The organism is Aeromicrobium sp. (genome assembly GCF_037719875.1).
Taxonomy (GTDB): Bacteria; Actinomycetota; Actinomycetes; order Propionibacteriales; family Nocardioidaceae; genus Aeromicrobium.
The window spans coordinates 105,635-120,237 of record NZ_JBBJMJ010000006.1 but is presented as its reverse complement, the minus strand read 5'-3'; the positions used below and the strand labels follow the sequence as shown (position 1 = coordinate 120,237).

General features: G+C 66.9%; 15 protein-coding genes. 5 read left to right on the top strand and 10 right to left on the bottom strand.

All coding sequences use genetic code 11. The annotated features are described in order from the left end of the window. Window positions 1–45 precede the first annotated feature (45 nt). On the top strand, window positions 46–1,662 hold the full coding sequence (locus tag WKF39_RS08220; RefSeq protein WP_340387215.1) for a phosphatase PAP2 family protein: 1,617 nt from the start codon (window positions 46–48) through the stop codon (window positions 1,660–1,662). A 14-nt stretch (window positions 1,663–1,676) separates the two neighbouring features. Here the strand turns inward: WKF39_RS08220 and WKF39_RS08215 are convergent, their stop codons facing one another. The 6 genes from WKF39_RS08215 to WKF39_RS08190 form a co-directional block, all read right to left on the bottom strand. Further along, window positions 1,677–2,156 (bottom strand): SRPBCC family protein, encoded by a 480-nt coding sequence (locus WKF39_RS08215; protein WP_340387213.1) that lies wholly within the window; start codon window positions 2,154–2,156, stop codon window positions 1,677–1,679. Beyond that, window positions 2,153–2,506 (bottom strand): metalloregulator ArsR/SmtB family transcription factor, encoded by a 354-nt coding sequence (locus WKF39_RS08210; RefSeq protein ID WP_340387211.1) that lies wholly within the window; start codon window positions 2,504–2,506, stop codon window positions 2,153–2,155. The genes WKF39_RS08215 and WKF39_RS08210 overlap by 4 nt, the downstream gene beginning before the upstream one ends. A gap of 99 nt (window positions 2,507–2,605) precedes the next feature. Continuing rightward, the gene (locus tag WKF39_RS08205) at window positions 2,606–3,610 is read right to left on the bottom strand and encodes an adenosine deaminase (RefSeq protein ID WP_340387209.1); all 1,005 of its coding nucleotides are present in this window, start codon (window positions 3,608–3,610) and stop codon (window positions 2,606–2,608) included. 20 nt (window positions 3,611–3,630) lie between these two features. Beyond that, complete coding sequence (locus tag WKF39_RS08200; RefSeq protein WP_340387207.1) at window positions 3,631–4,020, bottom strand: hypothetical protein; 390 nt, start codon at window positions 4,018–4,020, stop codon at window positions 3,631–3,633. A gap of 113 nt (window positions 4,021–4,133) precedes the next feature. Continuing rightward, a complete protein-coding gene (locus WKF39_RS08195) occupies window positions 4,134–6,620 on the bottom strand; it encodes a glycosyl hydrolase family 65 protein (RefSeq protein ID WP_340387205.1) in 2,487 nt (828 codons plus the stop codon). A gap of 28 nt (window positions 6,621–6,648) precedes the next feature. Beyond that, window positions 6,649–7,362 carry a beta-phosphoglucomutase family hydrolase gene (locus tag WKF39_RS08190; RefSeq protein WP_340387203.1) on the bottom strand — a complete coding sequence of 238 codons (714 nt, stop codon included), beginning with the start codon at window positions 7,360–7,362 and terminating at the stop codon, window positions 6,649–6,651. A gap of 95 nt (window positions 7,363–7,457) precedes the next feature. Between WKF39_RS08190 and WKF39_RS08185 the strand changes: the two genes are divergently transcribed. Together WKF39_RS08185 and WKF39_RS08180 are read left to right on the top strand one after the other, a co-directional pair. Next, the gene (locus tag WKF39_RS08185; RefSeq protein WP_340387201.1) at window positions 7,458–8,660 is read left to right on the top strand and encodes an arginine deiminase; all 1,203 of its coding nucleotides are present in this window, start codon (window positions 7,458–7,460) and stop codon (window positions 8,658–8,660) included. A 3-nt stretch (window positions 8,661–8,663) separates the two neighbouring features. Then, window positions 8,664–9,578 (top strand): sigma-70 family RNA polymerase sigma factor, encoded by a 915-nt coding sequence (locus WKF39_RS08180; RefSeq protein WP_340387199.1) that lies wholly within the window; start codon window positions 8,664–8,666, stop codon window positions 9,576–9,578. Here the strand turns inward: WKF39_RS08180 and WKF39_RS08175 are convergent. The 3 genes from WKF39_RS08175 to WKF39_RS08165 all read right to left on the bottom strand — a co-directional run bounded on the left by WKF39_RS08175 (window position 9,550) and on the right by WKF39_RS08165 (window position 11,497). Beyond that, window positions 9,550–10,152, bottom strand: coding sequence for a carboxymuconolactone decarboxylase family protein (locus tag WKF39_RS08175; protein WP_340387197.1), 603 nt, complete (start codon window positions 10,150–10,152; stop codon window positions 9,550–9,552). The genes WKF39_RS08180 and WKF39_RS08175 overlap by 29 nt on opposite strands. A gap of 78 nt (window positions 10,153–10,230) precedes the next feature. After that, the gene (locus tag WKF39_RS08170; RefSeq protein WP_340387195.1) at window positions 10,231–11,067 is read right to left on the bottom strand and encodes a DUF5926 family protein; all 837 of its coding nucleotides are present in this window, start codon (window positions 11,065–11,067) and stop codon (window positions 10,231–10,233) included. A gap of 34 nt (window positions 11,068–11,101) precedes the next feature. Beyond that, entirely contained in the window at window positions 11,102–11,497 is a 396-nt protein-coding gene (locus WKF39_RS08165; RefSeq protein WP_340387193.1) for an ATP-binding protein, read from the bottom strand. A gap of 166 nt (window positions 11,498–11,663) precedes the next feature. Here WKF39_RS08165 and WKF39_RS08160 point away from each other — a divergent pair, with 166 nt between their 5' ends. Further along, window positions 11,664–11,981, top strand: a complete 318-nt coding sequence (locus tag WKF39_RS08160; RefSeq protein ID WP_340387191.1) for a rhodanese-like domain-containing protein — start codon at window positions 11,664–11,666, stop codon at window positions 11,979–11,981. Window positions 11,982–12,214: 233 nt separating this feature from the next. Further along, window positions 12,215–13,435 carry an IS110 family transposase gene (locus WKF39_RS08155; RefSeq protein WP_340386547.1) on the top strand — a complete coding sequence of 407 codons (1,221 nt, stop codon included), beginning with the start codon at window positions 12,215–12,217 and terminating at the stop codon, window positions 13,433–13,435. 21 nt (window positions 13,436–13,456) lie between these two features. Here WKF39_RS08155 and WKF39_RS08150 read toward each other — a convergent pair whose 3' ends face one another. Next, window positions 13,457–14,545: a type II CAAX endopeptidase family protein gene (locus WKF39_RS08150; RefSeq protein WP_340387189.1), complete on the bottom strand. Its 1,089-nt coding sequence runs from the start codon at window positions 14,543–14,545 to the stop codon at window positions 13,457–13,459. Window positions 14,546–14,603 lie beyond the last annotated feature (58 nt).

The window sequence follows — 14,603 nt, the reverse complement described above, 5'->3', positions numbered from 1 at the left end:
GCAACTGTCAGTCCATTAGGCTGGACCGACCCCTGAGGAGGAAGCTTGTCGTTCGATCTGCGCCGCGCTGCGCCTGCACGACCCGTCATTCTCCTGTGGGCACTCGCCGTCCCGGTGACGATCCTGACGATCCTCGCTGTCTGCATCGGCACGGATGTCAGTGCGGTCATCGACCTGGACCGCGACATCGCCCGTCACGCATACGATTTCGCCGCTCAGCGACCTGGCCTGGTCTCGTTCCTCGATGTCGTCGCGGTCGCTTTCGGCAACCTCGCCGCCGCCATCACGCTGGTGCTGCTGGCCGTCTACTCCCTGTGGCGGCGCGAGCGGCGCGTGGCGATCTGGATCGTGGTCAGCGGGATCATCGCAATCGGTGGCAACGCCCTGCTCAAGCTGGCCTTCGAGCGCGAACGGCCGGTGTTCGACAAGCCGTTGCACGAGATCGGCGGCCACTCGTTCCCGAGTGGTCATTCCGCGGGCGCCGGCATGCTGTTCACCGTGGCGATCCTCATGACGATCGTGCTCACCGGCCGGGGGTTGCGCCGACGCATCGGCATCGCAGTTCTGGTGTTGATGGCCCTGGGGGTCGGCGCGAGCCGCATCTTCCTGGGCGTCCACTACCTCAGCGATGTCATCGCCGGCCTCAGCTTCGGCACGGCGGTCGCCCTGGGCCTGTGGATCCTGATGGTGACCGACGCGACCCGCCTCCCGCACGAGCTCGCGGTCCTGACCGGCTCGGGCCGCAAACGTGTCGCCGTGATCCTCAACCCGGCGAAGGTGGGAGACGTCGAGGAGTTCAAGACCCGTGTCCGCTTCGTCGCAGAGCGTGACGGGTGGAGCGAGCCGATCTGGTACGAGACCACGGTCGAGGATCCCGGCTACGGCCAGGCCACCGCTGCGCTGCACGACGAGGTCGACCTCATCGTGGCTGCCGGCGGTGACGGCACGGTCCGGGCCGTGTGCGAAGAGGTGGCCCGGACCGGCGTCGCGGTCGGCATCCTGCCGCACGGCGCCGGCAACCTGCTGGCGCGCAACCTGTCGATCCCGCTCAACAGTCGCGATGCGCTCGATGTCGTGTTCGGCGGGCAGGACCGCGCCATCGACCTGTCGACGTTGACCACGGACTCGGGCACCAACACGACCTTCCTGGTGATGGCGGGCCTGGGCATGGACGCCGCGATCATGACCGGCGTCAACGATCAGCTCAAGAGCAAGGTCGGCTGGCTGGCCTATTTCGTCAGCGGGGTCAAGGCTGCCCGCTTCCCGGCCATGAAGGTGCAGATCTCGGTCGACGACGGCGAGTTCAGGAAGTTCCGGGCCCGCACGGTCGTGGTCGGCAACGTCGGCTTCCTCCAGGGCGGGATCCCATTGCTGCCCGACGCCCAGATCGATGACGGGATGCTCGATGTCGTGGTGCTCGCACCCAAGCGCTTCATCGGCTGGCTCGCGATCATCGTGCGAGTGATCGGGCGCCAGAAGCGTACTAACGAGCGGCTCGACCGACTCACCGGCCGCAAGGTGCGCATCTTGGCCGAGAAGAAGATGCCGATGCAGCTCGACGGTGACCCGGTGGGCGAGGGCCTGGAGATCACGGCTGAGATTCAGCCCGGTGTCCTGCTCGTACGCGTCCCGCTGGCACCCGCGCCGGCCACCGCGATCTGACCCAAGCACCTGGGTCACGATGTCGCCAGGACCTCGTCGAGCTTGTCGTAGCTCTCGCGGATCCCGTGCTCCATGCCGGACTCCACCATGGCGTCGCGGGCCTCGACGCTCGGCGCGATCGAGACGGCCCGCAGGAGCGTGCGGCCACCACCGAGGTCCTCGAAGCTCAGAGTCTCGAAGGCGACTCCCGGCGCGCCGAGGAACTCGAAGGTCTGGCTGAAGCCGTCAACTGAGGGGTCGCCGTGGAAGACACCCCGGAAGCCGTACTCATCGCCCTCAGGACTGCGGTGTGTGTACGCGTACGCCCCGCCGTGGTGTGGCTCGAACCGGGTGACCTCCATGTCGTAGCCATTCGGGCCACACCACTTCGCGAACAGCTCGGGATCGGTGTGTGCCCTCAGGAGCTGCTCGCGGGTGGCGTTGAACTCCCGGGTCATCTCGATGTTCTGGGTGCCGGGAACGGCGGTGATCTGCAGGGTGTCTGGGCTGTTCATGATGATTCTCCTCCGGGTTGTGGTGGTCCGTCGTCGAGTGAGTCGAGCAGCTCGTCCAGGCGCGCGTAGCTCTCGGTCCAGTACGCCCGGTAGTCCGCCAGCCATCCAGTGGCGTCCTTGAGGGGTGCGGCCTCGAGGTGGCTGAGGCGCATGGTCCCCTGCCGGTTACGAGAGATCAGGCCGGCCTGCTCCAGCACCTTGAGGTGCTTGGAGACCGCCGGCTGGGACATCGTGAACAACGCCGTGAGGTCACCCACGTTGGCGTCCTGTCGTGCGAGCCTGGCCAAGATGGCGCGGCGCGTGCGGTCGGCCAGTGCGCCGAACACGAGGTCGAGCTGATCGTCACTCATTCGATAACCATTTCTTTATGTAACGTGATGGTTATAGAAAACCATGCGTCGATCCGCCCGTCAAGCCCCTGCCACGGTGCCCACCGCCGCGGCGGTGAGTCAGGGAGTGACGTAGGTGTCGATCTCGGTGAGGATCGCGGTCTTGGTGGCTTCGTCGGCAAAGGAGGCGCGAACCGACGCGCGCGCGAGGTCGGCGATGCCATGGTCGTCGAGATCGAGCAGCTCTGCGGCGACCTCGTACTCCTGGTTGAGCGTCGTTGCGAACATCGGCGGGTCGTCGGAGTTGATCGTGACCGGTACGCCTGCCGCCACCAACATGGGCAGCGGGTGCTCAGCCAACGATGGCACCGATCGGGTGCGGACATTGGACGTCGGGCACACCTCGAGGGTGATGCCGTTCTCGGCGAGGTACTCCATCAGCGCCGGGTCCTGCGCAGCGCTGATCCCGTGCCCGATGCGTTCGGCACCCAGCTCGTTGATCGAGTCCCAGATGGTCTGGGGGCCGGTCGACTCACCCGCATGCGGGACGCTCCGCAGCCCGGCCGCGATCGCCTGCTGGAAGTGCGGAGCGAACTGGGGGCGGGGGACGCCGATCTCCGGACCACCCAGGCCGAACCCCACCAGGCCGTCCGGCCGCAGACGCAGCGCCGTGTCAAGCGTGACGTCAGCCGCGGGGACTCCGGACTCACCTGGGATGTCGAAGATCCACTGCATCGTCAGACCGAAGTCGGCCTCGGCCCGCCGCCGCGCATCCTCCAACGTCTCGCAATAGGCCTCGGCGGGTATGCCCACGGCGATCGACGTGTATGGCGTGCAGGTGAGCTCGACGTAGCGGACGTTCTGCGCCGCGAGGTCACGCGCCACGTCGTACGTCAGGGTCCAGAGGTCCTCGGGCGTGCGCAGGAGGTCGACGACGGCGAGGTAGACCTCGATGAAGTGTCCGAAGTCGGTGAACCGAGAAGACCGAGCCCGCGCTTGGGGATCGGTCGGCACGTCGGGGCGGCCGGCGTGCAGGCCGGCCAGCTCGGCGACGGTTCGCATCGACGCCGATCCGACGTGGTGGACATGCAGCTCGGCCTTGGGCAGGCCCTCGACGAAGGTCATGAAACGACCCTATCGAGCGTTCAAGCGTCCGTGGCCTGCTGTCGCTCGACGACACTGCCGCGGTCCTCGAACTCCACGTCGACCGTCAACAGCACTTCGTCGTTGATCGAGAACTCGACCCGGTTCTCTTCGGCCGTGAGGTTGCCCGCGGTGCCCTCCTCGAGCCACGTCGTCGAGCCGATCAGGCTGACCAGCGCGACCTTGGCACCGTTGTCGATCTGGCCACGGAACACGACCGGACCGGGGCCACTGTCGCGAATCACCAGAGCTGTACGGCTGACGGCCGGGTCGTCGACAGTGACGGTGAGCTCCTCGACCCCGCCGGCACGCCCGAAGGTCCACTTGTCGTCGCCGGCCAGCACCACTTCACCGGTCACGCCGGTTGCGGTCTTCCACGTCACGGTGATCACTACATTTGCCTCTCGATCGCCTTGATCTCGTCTCAGAATATGCGTTTGCCTTGAGATAGACGCCGGAACGGATGATTTATGACTCGAAAGAGTCAATGATCTCGATGGTCGTCTCAGGTGCCAGGAACGATCGCCGAGATGACCGTGCCGTCGGCGCGCCGGCGACCCGGCACGGGCGAGGGCGCGCCCTCGATACGCGGGCCTTGACCGTCGAGCGGGACCGAGACGGGGTCGCCGGGCAGCACCGTGATCTCCTGACCACGGACCACCATCGTGGCTTCCTTGCCCTCCTCGATACACAGCTCGACGCTTTCGGGAAGGATCGTCACCCGCACGCGCGTGCCGCGCAGTGTCACGCGGAAGATCAGTGACTCCCATGCCTCTGGCAACCGTGGGTCCAGGGTGAAGACTCCGCGATAGTCGCGGAAACCACCGAATCCGTTGACCAGCGCACTCCACACGCCGCCTGTCGAGGCGACGTGCACGCCGTCCGCGGTGTTGTGGTGCCGGTCGGCAAGGTCGACGAACAGCGCGGAAAGGAAGTAGCGCAGCGCCAGATCGTGATAGCCGACCTCGGCGGCGATGATCGACTGCACGACCGCCGACAACGTCGAGTCACCCGTGGTGATCGGGTCGTAGTACTCGAAATCGGCACGCTTCTCCTCGGGATCGAACTGATCGCCCTGCAGGAACAGCGCCAGCACGACATCGGCCTGCTTGAGCACCTGGAATCGGTAGATCACCAGTGGGTGGTAGTGCAGGAGCAGCGGCCGCTTGTCCAGCGGAGTGTTCGGCAGGTCCCACACCTCCCGCTCCAGGAAGTGCTGGTCCTGCGGGTGCACACCCATGTGCTCGTCGTAGGGGATCGCCATGTCGTCGGCGGCCCGCTCCCAGTCCTCGACCTCACGCTCCTCGAGGTTGAGCCTCCTGACGACCTGGTCGTACGCCATGCCGTCGCGGATCGCGAGCTCGCGCACGGCCTCGGCCGCACGCCGCAGGTTGAAACGCGCCATGACATTGGTGAACAGGTTGTCGTTGACGACGGTCGTGTACTCGTCGGGACCGGTCACGCCGTGGATGTGGAACGTGCCATCGTCCTCGTTGCGCCAGAAGCCGAGGTCGACCCACATCCGGGCCGTCTCGACCAACACGTCGATGCCTTCACGGGTCAGGAAGTCCAGGTCCCCCGTCGCCGCGAGGTACTGGCTCAGGGCATACGCGACGTCGGCGTCGATGTGATACTGCGCGGTGCCGGCGGCGTAGTAGGCCGATGCCTCCTCGCCGTTGATCGTCCGCCAGGGGAACAGCGCTCCGTGCTGCGCCAGCTGCTTGGCGCGGCTGCGCGCGGCGTCCAGAAGCGTGTAACGGAATCGCAGGGCGTTGCGCGCCGATCGCGGGGTCGTGTAGGTCAAGAACGGCAGGACGTAGACCTCGGTGTCCCAGAAGTAGTGGCCGCCATAGCCCGAGCCGGTGACCCCCTTGGCCGGGATTCCGGTGCCCTCCGCACGGGCCGAGGCCTGGGCAATCTGGAAGAGGTTCCAACGGACTGCCTGCTGCACCTCGGGCTGCGACGGGACCTCGACGTCCGAGCGCTCCCAGAAGTCGGCGAGCCAGCGCTGCTGGTCCTCGAACTGACGCTCGAGGCCCTCCTCGTCGGCGCGATCGAGCGTACGGCGACAGCGGTCGAGCAGCTCGCGGGACGGCACGCCGCGCGAGGTGTGATAGCTGACGATCTTGGTCAGCGTGATCGGCTGACCCGGCTCGGCGTCGATCCGGTAGGTCATCTTGGCCAGGTCGTCGTCGGTCTGGATTCGCGTGCTGTAGGTGTTGGCGGTCTCCAGCAGGTGATCGGCGGCGACTGCAACGGTCATGCCGCTCTCGGTGCACTGATAGCTGAGGGCGACCCGCCCGTCGGCGATGCTGCCCGAGTTGCTCTGCGGGATCAGCACCCGGTGCCGCATGCTGCTGGCCCTGCGCGGGTCGACGCCCTCGCCCATCGACTTGGAGCGGACGTGATATTCGTCCTCGCCGTCCTGACGATTGAGGATCTGGGACGAGATCGCCACCGGCGCGGAGTCGTCGAGCATCGTGACCTCGAAGGTCAGCACCGCGAGGTGCCGCTGCGTGAACGACACCATGCGGCGCGAACGGATCCGCACGCGCTTGCCGCCCGGCGTTCGCCAGAGGATGTCGCGGGACATCACGCCGGTCCGGAAGTCGAGGCGACGCTCGTACCCCATCAGGTCCGCGATCGGCAGCAGCAACGGCTCGTCATCGACGTAGAGGCGGATGACCTTGGCGTCGGGAGCGTTGACGATGGTCTGGCCGACGCGCGCGAAGCCGAAAGCCTCCTCGGCATGCTGGATCGGCCAGGTCTCGTGGAAGCCATTGACGAATGTGCCGTGCGAGAAGGAATCGCGGCCCTCGTCGACGTTGCCACGTAGTCCGAGGTAGCCGTTGGCGACCGTGAACAGGGTCTCGGTCGTGCCGAGGTCGTCGTTGTCGATGTGGCTCTCGATCAGCGCCCACTCGTCGACGGGATAGCGGGCCCGATCAAGGAAGTCCATGATCTCCGGCGCAACATGCGACGGCCCTGTCATGCGAAACTCTTCGTTGGCTGGCGCTCGCTCATGACACCAGCTCCTCGAGGTCATTGACCACGACGTCGGCGCCGTTGGCCAGCAGCTTGTCGGGCCCGACGCCGCGATCGACGCCGATTACGAGGCCGAAGTCACCCGCGCGGCCGGCCGCGACACCCGACAGGGCGTCCTCGAAGACCACGGCCCGCTCCTTGGGGACACCGAGCTGCTCGGCCGCGTCAAGGAACGTGTCGGGCGCAGGCTTGCCCGCCAGGCCGCGTTCGCCGGCCACCGTGCCGTCGACGATGACGGGGAAGTAGTCGATCATCTTCGCTGCCCGCAGCACGGCAGGTGCGTTGCGGGAGCTCGAGACGATCGCCATCTTGGTGCCGCGCTCCACCAACGCCTCGACGAGCGCGACCGAGCCGGGGTATGGCTCAACCCCCTCGTCCTGGAGGATCCGCTCGAAGTCGACATTCTTGCGATTGCCGAGGCCAGAGACGGTCTCATCGGTCGGCTCGTCGGCAGGGGTGCCATCCGGCAGCTCGATGCCGCGACTGGCCAGGAACGACCTGACGCCGTCATAACGGGGCTTGCCGTCGACGTACGCGTAGTAGTCGTCGTCGGTGTATGGCTCGCTGATCCCGCGCCCGCGCAGGAAGTCACCGAACATCTGGGCCCATGCGCGCATGTGCACCTCGGCCGTCGGCGTGATCACACCGTCGAGATCGAAGAGTGCAGCGTCGTAGTCATTCCAATCCACACCGACGAGAGTATGCCCGCAGAGGCCTCGACCGTGACGTATTCGGGTGCGTCTCTGAACACAAAGGGAACACTGCCTTGATCTAGGGTGGCTGCATGGGGCTCGGAGCAGACAGTGAAGTCGGTCGTTTGCGCACGGTCATGCTGCACCGTCCTGGCGCGGAGCTCGGTCGCCTGACGCCGCGCAACAACGACCAGCTGCTGTTCGACGGCATCCCATGGCTCGGTCGCGCGCAGGACGAGCACGACGCCTTCGCGCAGGCGTTGCGCGACCGGGACGTCGAGGTGCTCTACCTCGTCGAGCTCCTTGCCGAGGCGCTCGAGGTCGAGCCGGCCCGCGCCTCGATCATCGAGAGCACGACCTCGAGCCTGCGCCTGGGTGACGGGCTGCGGGGACACCTCGCCAGCGTGATGGCCGACCTCGCGCCCGATGAGCTGGCGCTGACCCTGACTGCCGGTCTACGCAACGACGAGGTCACCAAGTTCCGCAGCATCGTCACGAGCCTGCTGCCACCCGAGGACTTCCTCATCGAACCGCTGCCCAACCTGCTGTTCACCCGCGACTCCTCGGTATGGCTGCCGGGTCAGGTCGCCGTCACGAGCCTCGCGATGCCGGCCCGCGTACGGGAGACTCAGCTGACCGGACTGATCTATGAGCACCATCCCCGATTCGCCGATGCATCCCGGGTGCACGGGCCACACCTCGAGCACGTCGAGGGTGGAGACGTGCTCCTCCTCGCACCCGGCGTGATCGCGGTGGGAGTTGGCGAGCGTACGACTCCGGCCGGGTTCGAGAGATTCGCCCGACAAGTCCTCACCGATGGCCTCGCGCACACCGTGCTGGCCGTGCCGATCGCGCAGGAGCGCGCCACGATGCACCTCGACACGATCGTGACGATGGTCGATGTCGACACCGTCGTGATCTACCCCAACATGGCCCACCTGCTGCGGGCCCACGCCGTGACCCTTGCCCCTCCTGCCGGTCCAGGACAGACCGGCGAGCTGCTGGTCGAGGCCGAGCAGTCGTTCTTCGCAGCAGCGGCCGAGGCGATGGGCATCGAGACCCTGCACCAGATCGACACGGGCCTCGACCCGGTGACCGCCGAGCGCGAGCAGTGGGACGACGGCAACAACACGCTTGCGATCGGGCCGCGACTCGCGGTGGCTTATGAACGGAACGAGCAGACCAACGAGCGTCTGGAGGAGCACGGCATCGAGGTCGTCGCGATCAGCGGATCCGAGCTCGGTTCCGGCCGTGGGGGCCCGCGCTGCATGTCGTGCCCGGTGGATCGCGACTGAGCGGTGAGCCTGACCGATGCTTTCGAGGCCGAGCGCCCTCGCCTGCTCAACGTCGGTTATCGGCTCACCGGCAGCGTCGCGGACGCTGAGGACGCCGTCCAGGAAGCGTGGCTGAGGCTCGACCGCACCGATGGGGAGATCGCCAACCTGCAGGCCTGGCTCACGACGGTCGTCAGCCGCCTCTGCCTCGACCGCTTGACCTCGGCCGCCGCGCGCCGCGAGACGTATGTCGGACAGTGGCTGCCCGAGCCCATCGTGACGCCTTTGGAACCCTCGAGCTCGTGGGTCGATCCGCTCGAGGCAGTGGTGCGCGACGAGGACAACCGATTCGCCGCACTCGTCGTGCTCGACGCACTCCCGCCCGACCAGCGGGTCTCGTTCGTGCTGCACGACGCCTTCGGCGTGCCATTCGACGAGATCGCCGATGTCTTGGCGATCGAGCCTGCCAACGCCCGCCAGCTCGCCTCACGTGCGCGCAAGACCGTCGCCGACCCACCGGCTCCGGTCCTCGACGACGAGCACAACGACGCGGTCGGCCGCTTCCTCATGGCGATGGCGACCGGCGATCTCGACGCCGTGCTTGCCACGCTCCACCCCGACGCGCTGGTGATGGGCGACGCCAACGGCACGACGAGCACCGCTGTCAACGTGATCCACGGCGCGGACAAGTTCGCCCGATTCTTCCTCGGGTTGCTCCGCCGCTATGGCGACGACACCCTCACGTCGATGCGACCCGTCCTGGTCAACGGGCAGCTCGGAGTCGCAACTCCGGGCTGGAACGGCGACTCGCCCAGACTCAGCTCGCCGGCCCGTGTCGCCGCCTTCACGGTCCGCGACGGGCTGGTCTGGGCGACGTACGACGTGGCCAACCCCGACAAGCTCGCCGGAGTCAGGGTGCCGTGGTGGCCGACTCGCTGACCGGATCGACCGACCACGGCACCCGGCACTGATCGCCGGAGCTGAAGCCCTGGTCGGTGATGCCCAGGGCGTGATTCATCCGGGCGCGCTGGTTCTCGTGCGAGATCTGATACGTCAGCTCGAGCACACCCTCGTGCCCATAGGTCTGGACGAGGGCCGCGACCTGCTCATCGGTCACGGTCATCGGGGTCTGGGTCATGGCATCGGCATACCGGATGACCTCGCGCTCGGCGTCACTGAACTGCGGTGATGTCTCGAACTCCGCGATCGCCTTGAGCCGGTCGACGTCGAGGCCTTCGAGCCGCTGCAGCATCGCGCCGAAGTCGACGCACCACGAGCAACCGACAGTCCACGCGGTGCGATATACCGCGAGCTCGAAGAGCCCTTGCGGCATGGCGTGCATCGCCTTCTGCAGTGCCAGCTCGTGCCGGGCCGAGGCCACGAACAGCTTGCGGTGGTGCGCCAGGACCGCGAACGGCTCTGGAACCTCACCGACCTGCTTGCGAGCCATCCGGTAGCCGATCTTGATGATCGGTCCGGCGTCCTTGGGGTTCAGTGCGGGAATGCGGGGCATCAGGGGGCTCCAGTCCTGCGGCACCTGTGCGCCGCTCACCCACCAGACGACGCAGCCCCCGCATGTGTGACAGCTCGCTCAGATCGTGACCTGGCGGCTGACCAGGGCGCTGCGGGCCGACCGCTGCTCGGAGGTCAGCGGGGCGTCCTCGGCGAGCGCGTCGTCAAGCCGGGCACGGAAGGCCACAGCCGGCTCTTCCAGATCGGCTGCGTCGGCGGCGAACTCCCACACCGGCACGAGCCGTCCGTGCGCACGGAAATGGCCGATCAGCTTGGTGCCCTCACCCAGGGTGTCCTCGCCGAGGACCCTCAGCCGCGCCAACGCGTCGAGCAACCGGGGTTCGTCGTCGGTCATGACCCAGCGGAGGAATCGCTGCGAGCCCATCTCGGTCCAGTAGGCCGAGGCGACCGACTCGAGCTGAACGGTCGGCGCGATCGTCTCATTGGCCTCAGCCAGGAGCTCGGCGGTCTCCGGGCGATCATCGGTGCCCTCGATCCAGTAGTCGAAGCCGTCGTGGACCGTCACGTCGAACCCGCTCGCCGGATCGATGAGGTCCTGGAGTCGCGCGCCCATGCCGGGCTCACCCATCGGGACGGGTTGGCCCGGCTCCATCTCGAGCGCGGTCTCCACGACGTACGCCAGATCGCGGCTGATGTCACCGAAGTTGTGCGCCACCTGCAGGCCGATCCAGATCTCGCCATCAGGACGCACGATGCCAGCGCCGTTGCCGGGCAGCAGTGAGCAGACGCGGACTGTCTGACCGGAGGTGAGCTGGACCGTGCCGGTCGCTGAGGGGACGAACTCCCGCAAGGCAATCCAGTCGGCCTCGTGGGGGAGTCCTTCGAAGGTGCGCGCCACGAACGGCATGCGTTCCTTCTTGGCGGCCTTGTTCTTGAGTCGCGACTTCTTGCCCATGACGGGCCACTCTATGTCCCGGTGGGCCGGGGGATCAGTGTGGGCTGAGGCCGAGCTCGGCGTTGACCCGCGTGCCCCTGGACATGTCGACCCACCAGCGGTCGGCAACCCGGTTGATGATCGAGAGACCTCGTCCGCTGAGCGAGTCCTCGTCGAAGTCCACCGGCTTGAGCGACCCGCCCACGCCGGCGTCGTGGACGCTGAGCTCGAGCAGGGTGCCATTGATGGCCCAGGAGATCTCGATCGTCCCGTCCGAGGTCGGCACGCCGTGGCTGACTGCGTTGGCGATCATCTCACTGATCACGATCAGGGCGTCGTCGATGACCGCGTTGGAAGCGCGGTTGACGGTCAGGAACGCCGCGAGACGGGTCCGCGCGATGCCCGGCGTCGAGGCGACGAAGGGCAGGCGGATCGAGTCATGCGCCTTCATGACTGACCACCGATCTGCAGATTTCGCGGCGTGCACGGCCGTCACAACACGAGCGGCAGCGCACCTTCTAGTTCAAAGTAACTACTTTCGGTGGCTCATCGCTACTCCTTCTGCCCAGAAACACCCCCTACGTGTCTGATCACACTCCGCGGGGGAACATGGATCCATGAGCGAATCCAGCATTCCCAGCACCGATATCCATGGCATCCCCGAAGTGATCCCGGCCGATCTCGTGGTGCTCGACGTCCGCGAGGACAACGAATGGTCGGCTGGTCACATTGCCGGCGCGGTCCACATCCCGCTGGGTGATCTGCCCGCCCGGGTCGGTGAGCTCGACCCCTCGACCCGGACCCTCGTGGTGTGCCACCTGGATGGCCGCTCGGCGCGCGCCACGGCTTGGCTGCACGCGCAGGGTCACGACGTGACCAACGTGGAGGGCGGGATGGAGGCCTGGGAGCAGGCCTCACGGCCCGTCATCACCTAATGGGAGCGCACCGGTCTCCATTTGCGGCAGTCTGGTGTCCGAGCCGCCATCGGGTGAGCACTGCAGGTTCCAGGCCCATTGAGGTCTAGGTCTAGATCGTGTCCCTGTTGGTTGGTGAGGAGGTCGCAGGGCTGGTGGGATGTCGTGCCCGTCACTGCGCGTGAGCACTGATCCATTAGGTTGCCTTGATCTTCTCCGCAGGCTCAGTCGGATTCGGCGGAAGGAGAAGGATGATGTTGTTCATCGGTGATGACTGGGCCGAGGCCCATCACGACATCGAGATCGAGGACGAGCAAGGCAAGGTTTTGGCCAGGAGACGTCTGCCCGAGGGGGTCGCTGGGATCGCGAAGCTGCACGAACTGGTCGCCGATCAACTCGACGATCGTGACGAACCGGACCGGGTGTTGGTCGGGATCGAGACCGACCGTGGTCCGTGGGTCCAGGCGTTGATCGCGGCTGGCTATGTGGTTTATCCGATCAACCCTCTGCAGGCAGCCCGCTATCGCGAACGCCATGGCACTTCGGGAGCAAAGTCGGACCCTGGTGATGCCCACGTTCTTGCTGAGCTCGTCCGGCTGGATCGTGACCATCACCGCCCTGTTGCCGGTGACACCGCGATCGCGGAGCAGGTCAAGATTGCCGCCCGGGCGCACCAGACAATGATCTGGACCAGGCAACGCACGGTGAACACGCTGCGCTCGATGCTGCGCGAGTTCTACCCAGCCGCACTGGTCACGTTTGAGAATCTCGCCGACAGGGACGCCCTGGCGGTTCTGGCGGCGGCACCGAGCCCGGAGCAAGGTGCCCGGCTCTCCGCGGCGAAGATCCAGACTCTGCTGCGCAAGGCGGGCCGGCAACGCAACCTGGCCACCCGGGCCGACCAGATCGTCACCGCGCTGCGTTCTGAGCAATTGCCTGCCCGGCCCGGCGTGGGTGACGCCTATGCGGCGAGCGTGTCGGCTTTGGTTGCGGTGATCACCGAAATGGTCACCCAAACGGCAGTTCTGGAGGAACAGGTGAAGGCGGGTTTTGGCCAGCACCCGGACGCTGAGATCTACCTGAGCCAACCCGGCCTCGGAGTGACCCTCGGAGCCCGGGTGCTCGCCGAGTTCGGTGACGATCCCGGCCGCTATGTCGATGCCCGGGGACGGAAAAACTACTCTGGCATGTCGCCGATCACCCGAGCATCGGGAACCAAACGCGTCGTGCTGGCCCGCTACGCCCGCAACAAACGACTGGCCGACGCGCTTTATCAGCAAGCCTTCTCAGCCTTAGGCTCATCGCCCGGGGCCCGCGCGCTCTACGACCGACATCGCGACCGCGGAGCAACCCACCACCAAGCGCTCCGCGCCCTCGCGAACCGCCTCGTCGGCATCCTCCACGGCTGCCTGACCCACCACACCAGCTACGACGAGACCATCGCCTGGCCCACCGCCGAACCAATCGCCGCTTGACGTCTTCCACCCGTGGGATGTCTAGACCGGATCTCGCGCTTCCCATCCCGATGGCAGCTCGCCCGGGTAGTCGGGGGCGTTGGGGTGGACGGCCGGTGCTGGCGCCGGTGCTGGTGGCTGGGGTGCCCATTGGCTCCACTGCGCCGGTGGCGGCGTGTATGCCGGCGGGGGCGCCCACTGAATCGGTACCGGGGCTGCCGGCGGCGGGACCGGGATCGGGTCCCGTGTGCGGGCGAGACCGCGCCGGCGTGCCGCCCACTCGACCCACAGCAGGAGCACGACGCTCGAGACCGCTGTCGGCACCAGGTCGACCGGGCCCGCGCCGCTGTCGTCGGTGGCGGAGATCATGCCGAGGGCGTCGAGAACGAACAGCACGACGTTGTTGGCGGTGTGCGCCGCGATTGCGGCCTCGAGGCCACCCGTGCGGATCGTGAGCACGGCCGCGGTCAGCCCGAAGATGCCGACATCCACGAGTCCCCACAGGTCGTAGGTGTGCCCGACGACGAACAGCGGTACCGAGACGATGACCGGGATCGCGGCGAACCTGGTCCATGAGCCCACAAGCTGCAGGACATAACCCCGAAAGACATACTCCTCGGCGGCGGCCTGGAACGGGGTCAAAAGCAGGATGAGCCCGATCGTCAGCAGCACTCGGAGACCGATGTTCGACGGCGCCTCGACATCACCTGGATCGGTGGCCTCCGTGACGGCGAGCGCTGCGCCGATCGTCACGATGAACACCACGAAGGACATCACTGCGGTGCGGCCGAGCCAACCCCACCGCAATCGGCCAGTGACCGAGGAGAGATAGCCGATCGGGCGTGCACCGGCGATGAAGACGGCGAGCAGCAGGGCCGGGATCAACGCCACCAGGCTGAGCATGTCGAGCGCGAAGTGGTCCAGCCGCTGCAGGTTGAGCTCGCCGGCCGCGCTGAGCCAGTCCTCCAACCCATCACTGCCCGAGCGCACCGCGTAGATCGCAAGGGCGATCGCGACCAGCACGATGATCGCCATGAAGTAGAGAACCAGTGCCAGCAGCCCCGCCGCCGGCAGCCTCCACCACGCGTAGGCCGGGGTCTCCCGCGCGAGGCGGTGATATCGGGTGGCCATGGCCGAATCCTCACATCTGGACATACGACAGCGCCACCGGGAGACCCCCGATGGCGCT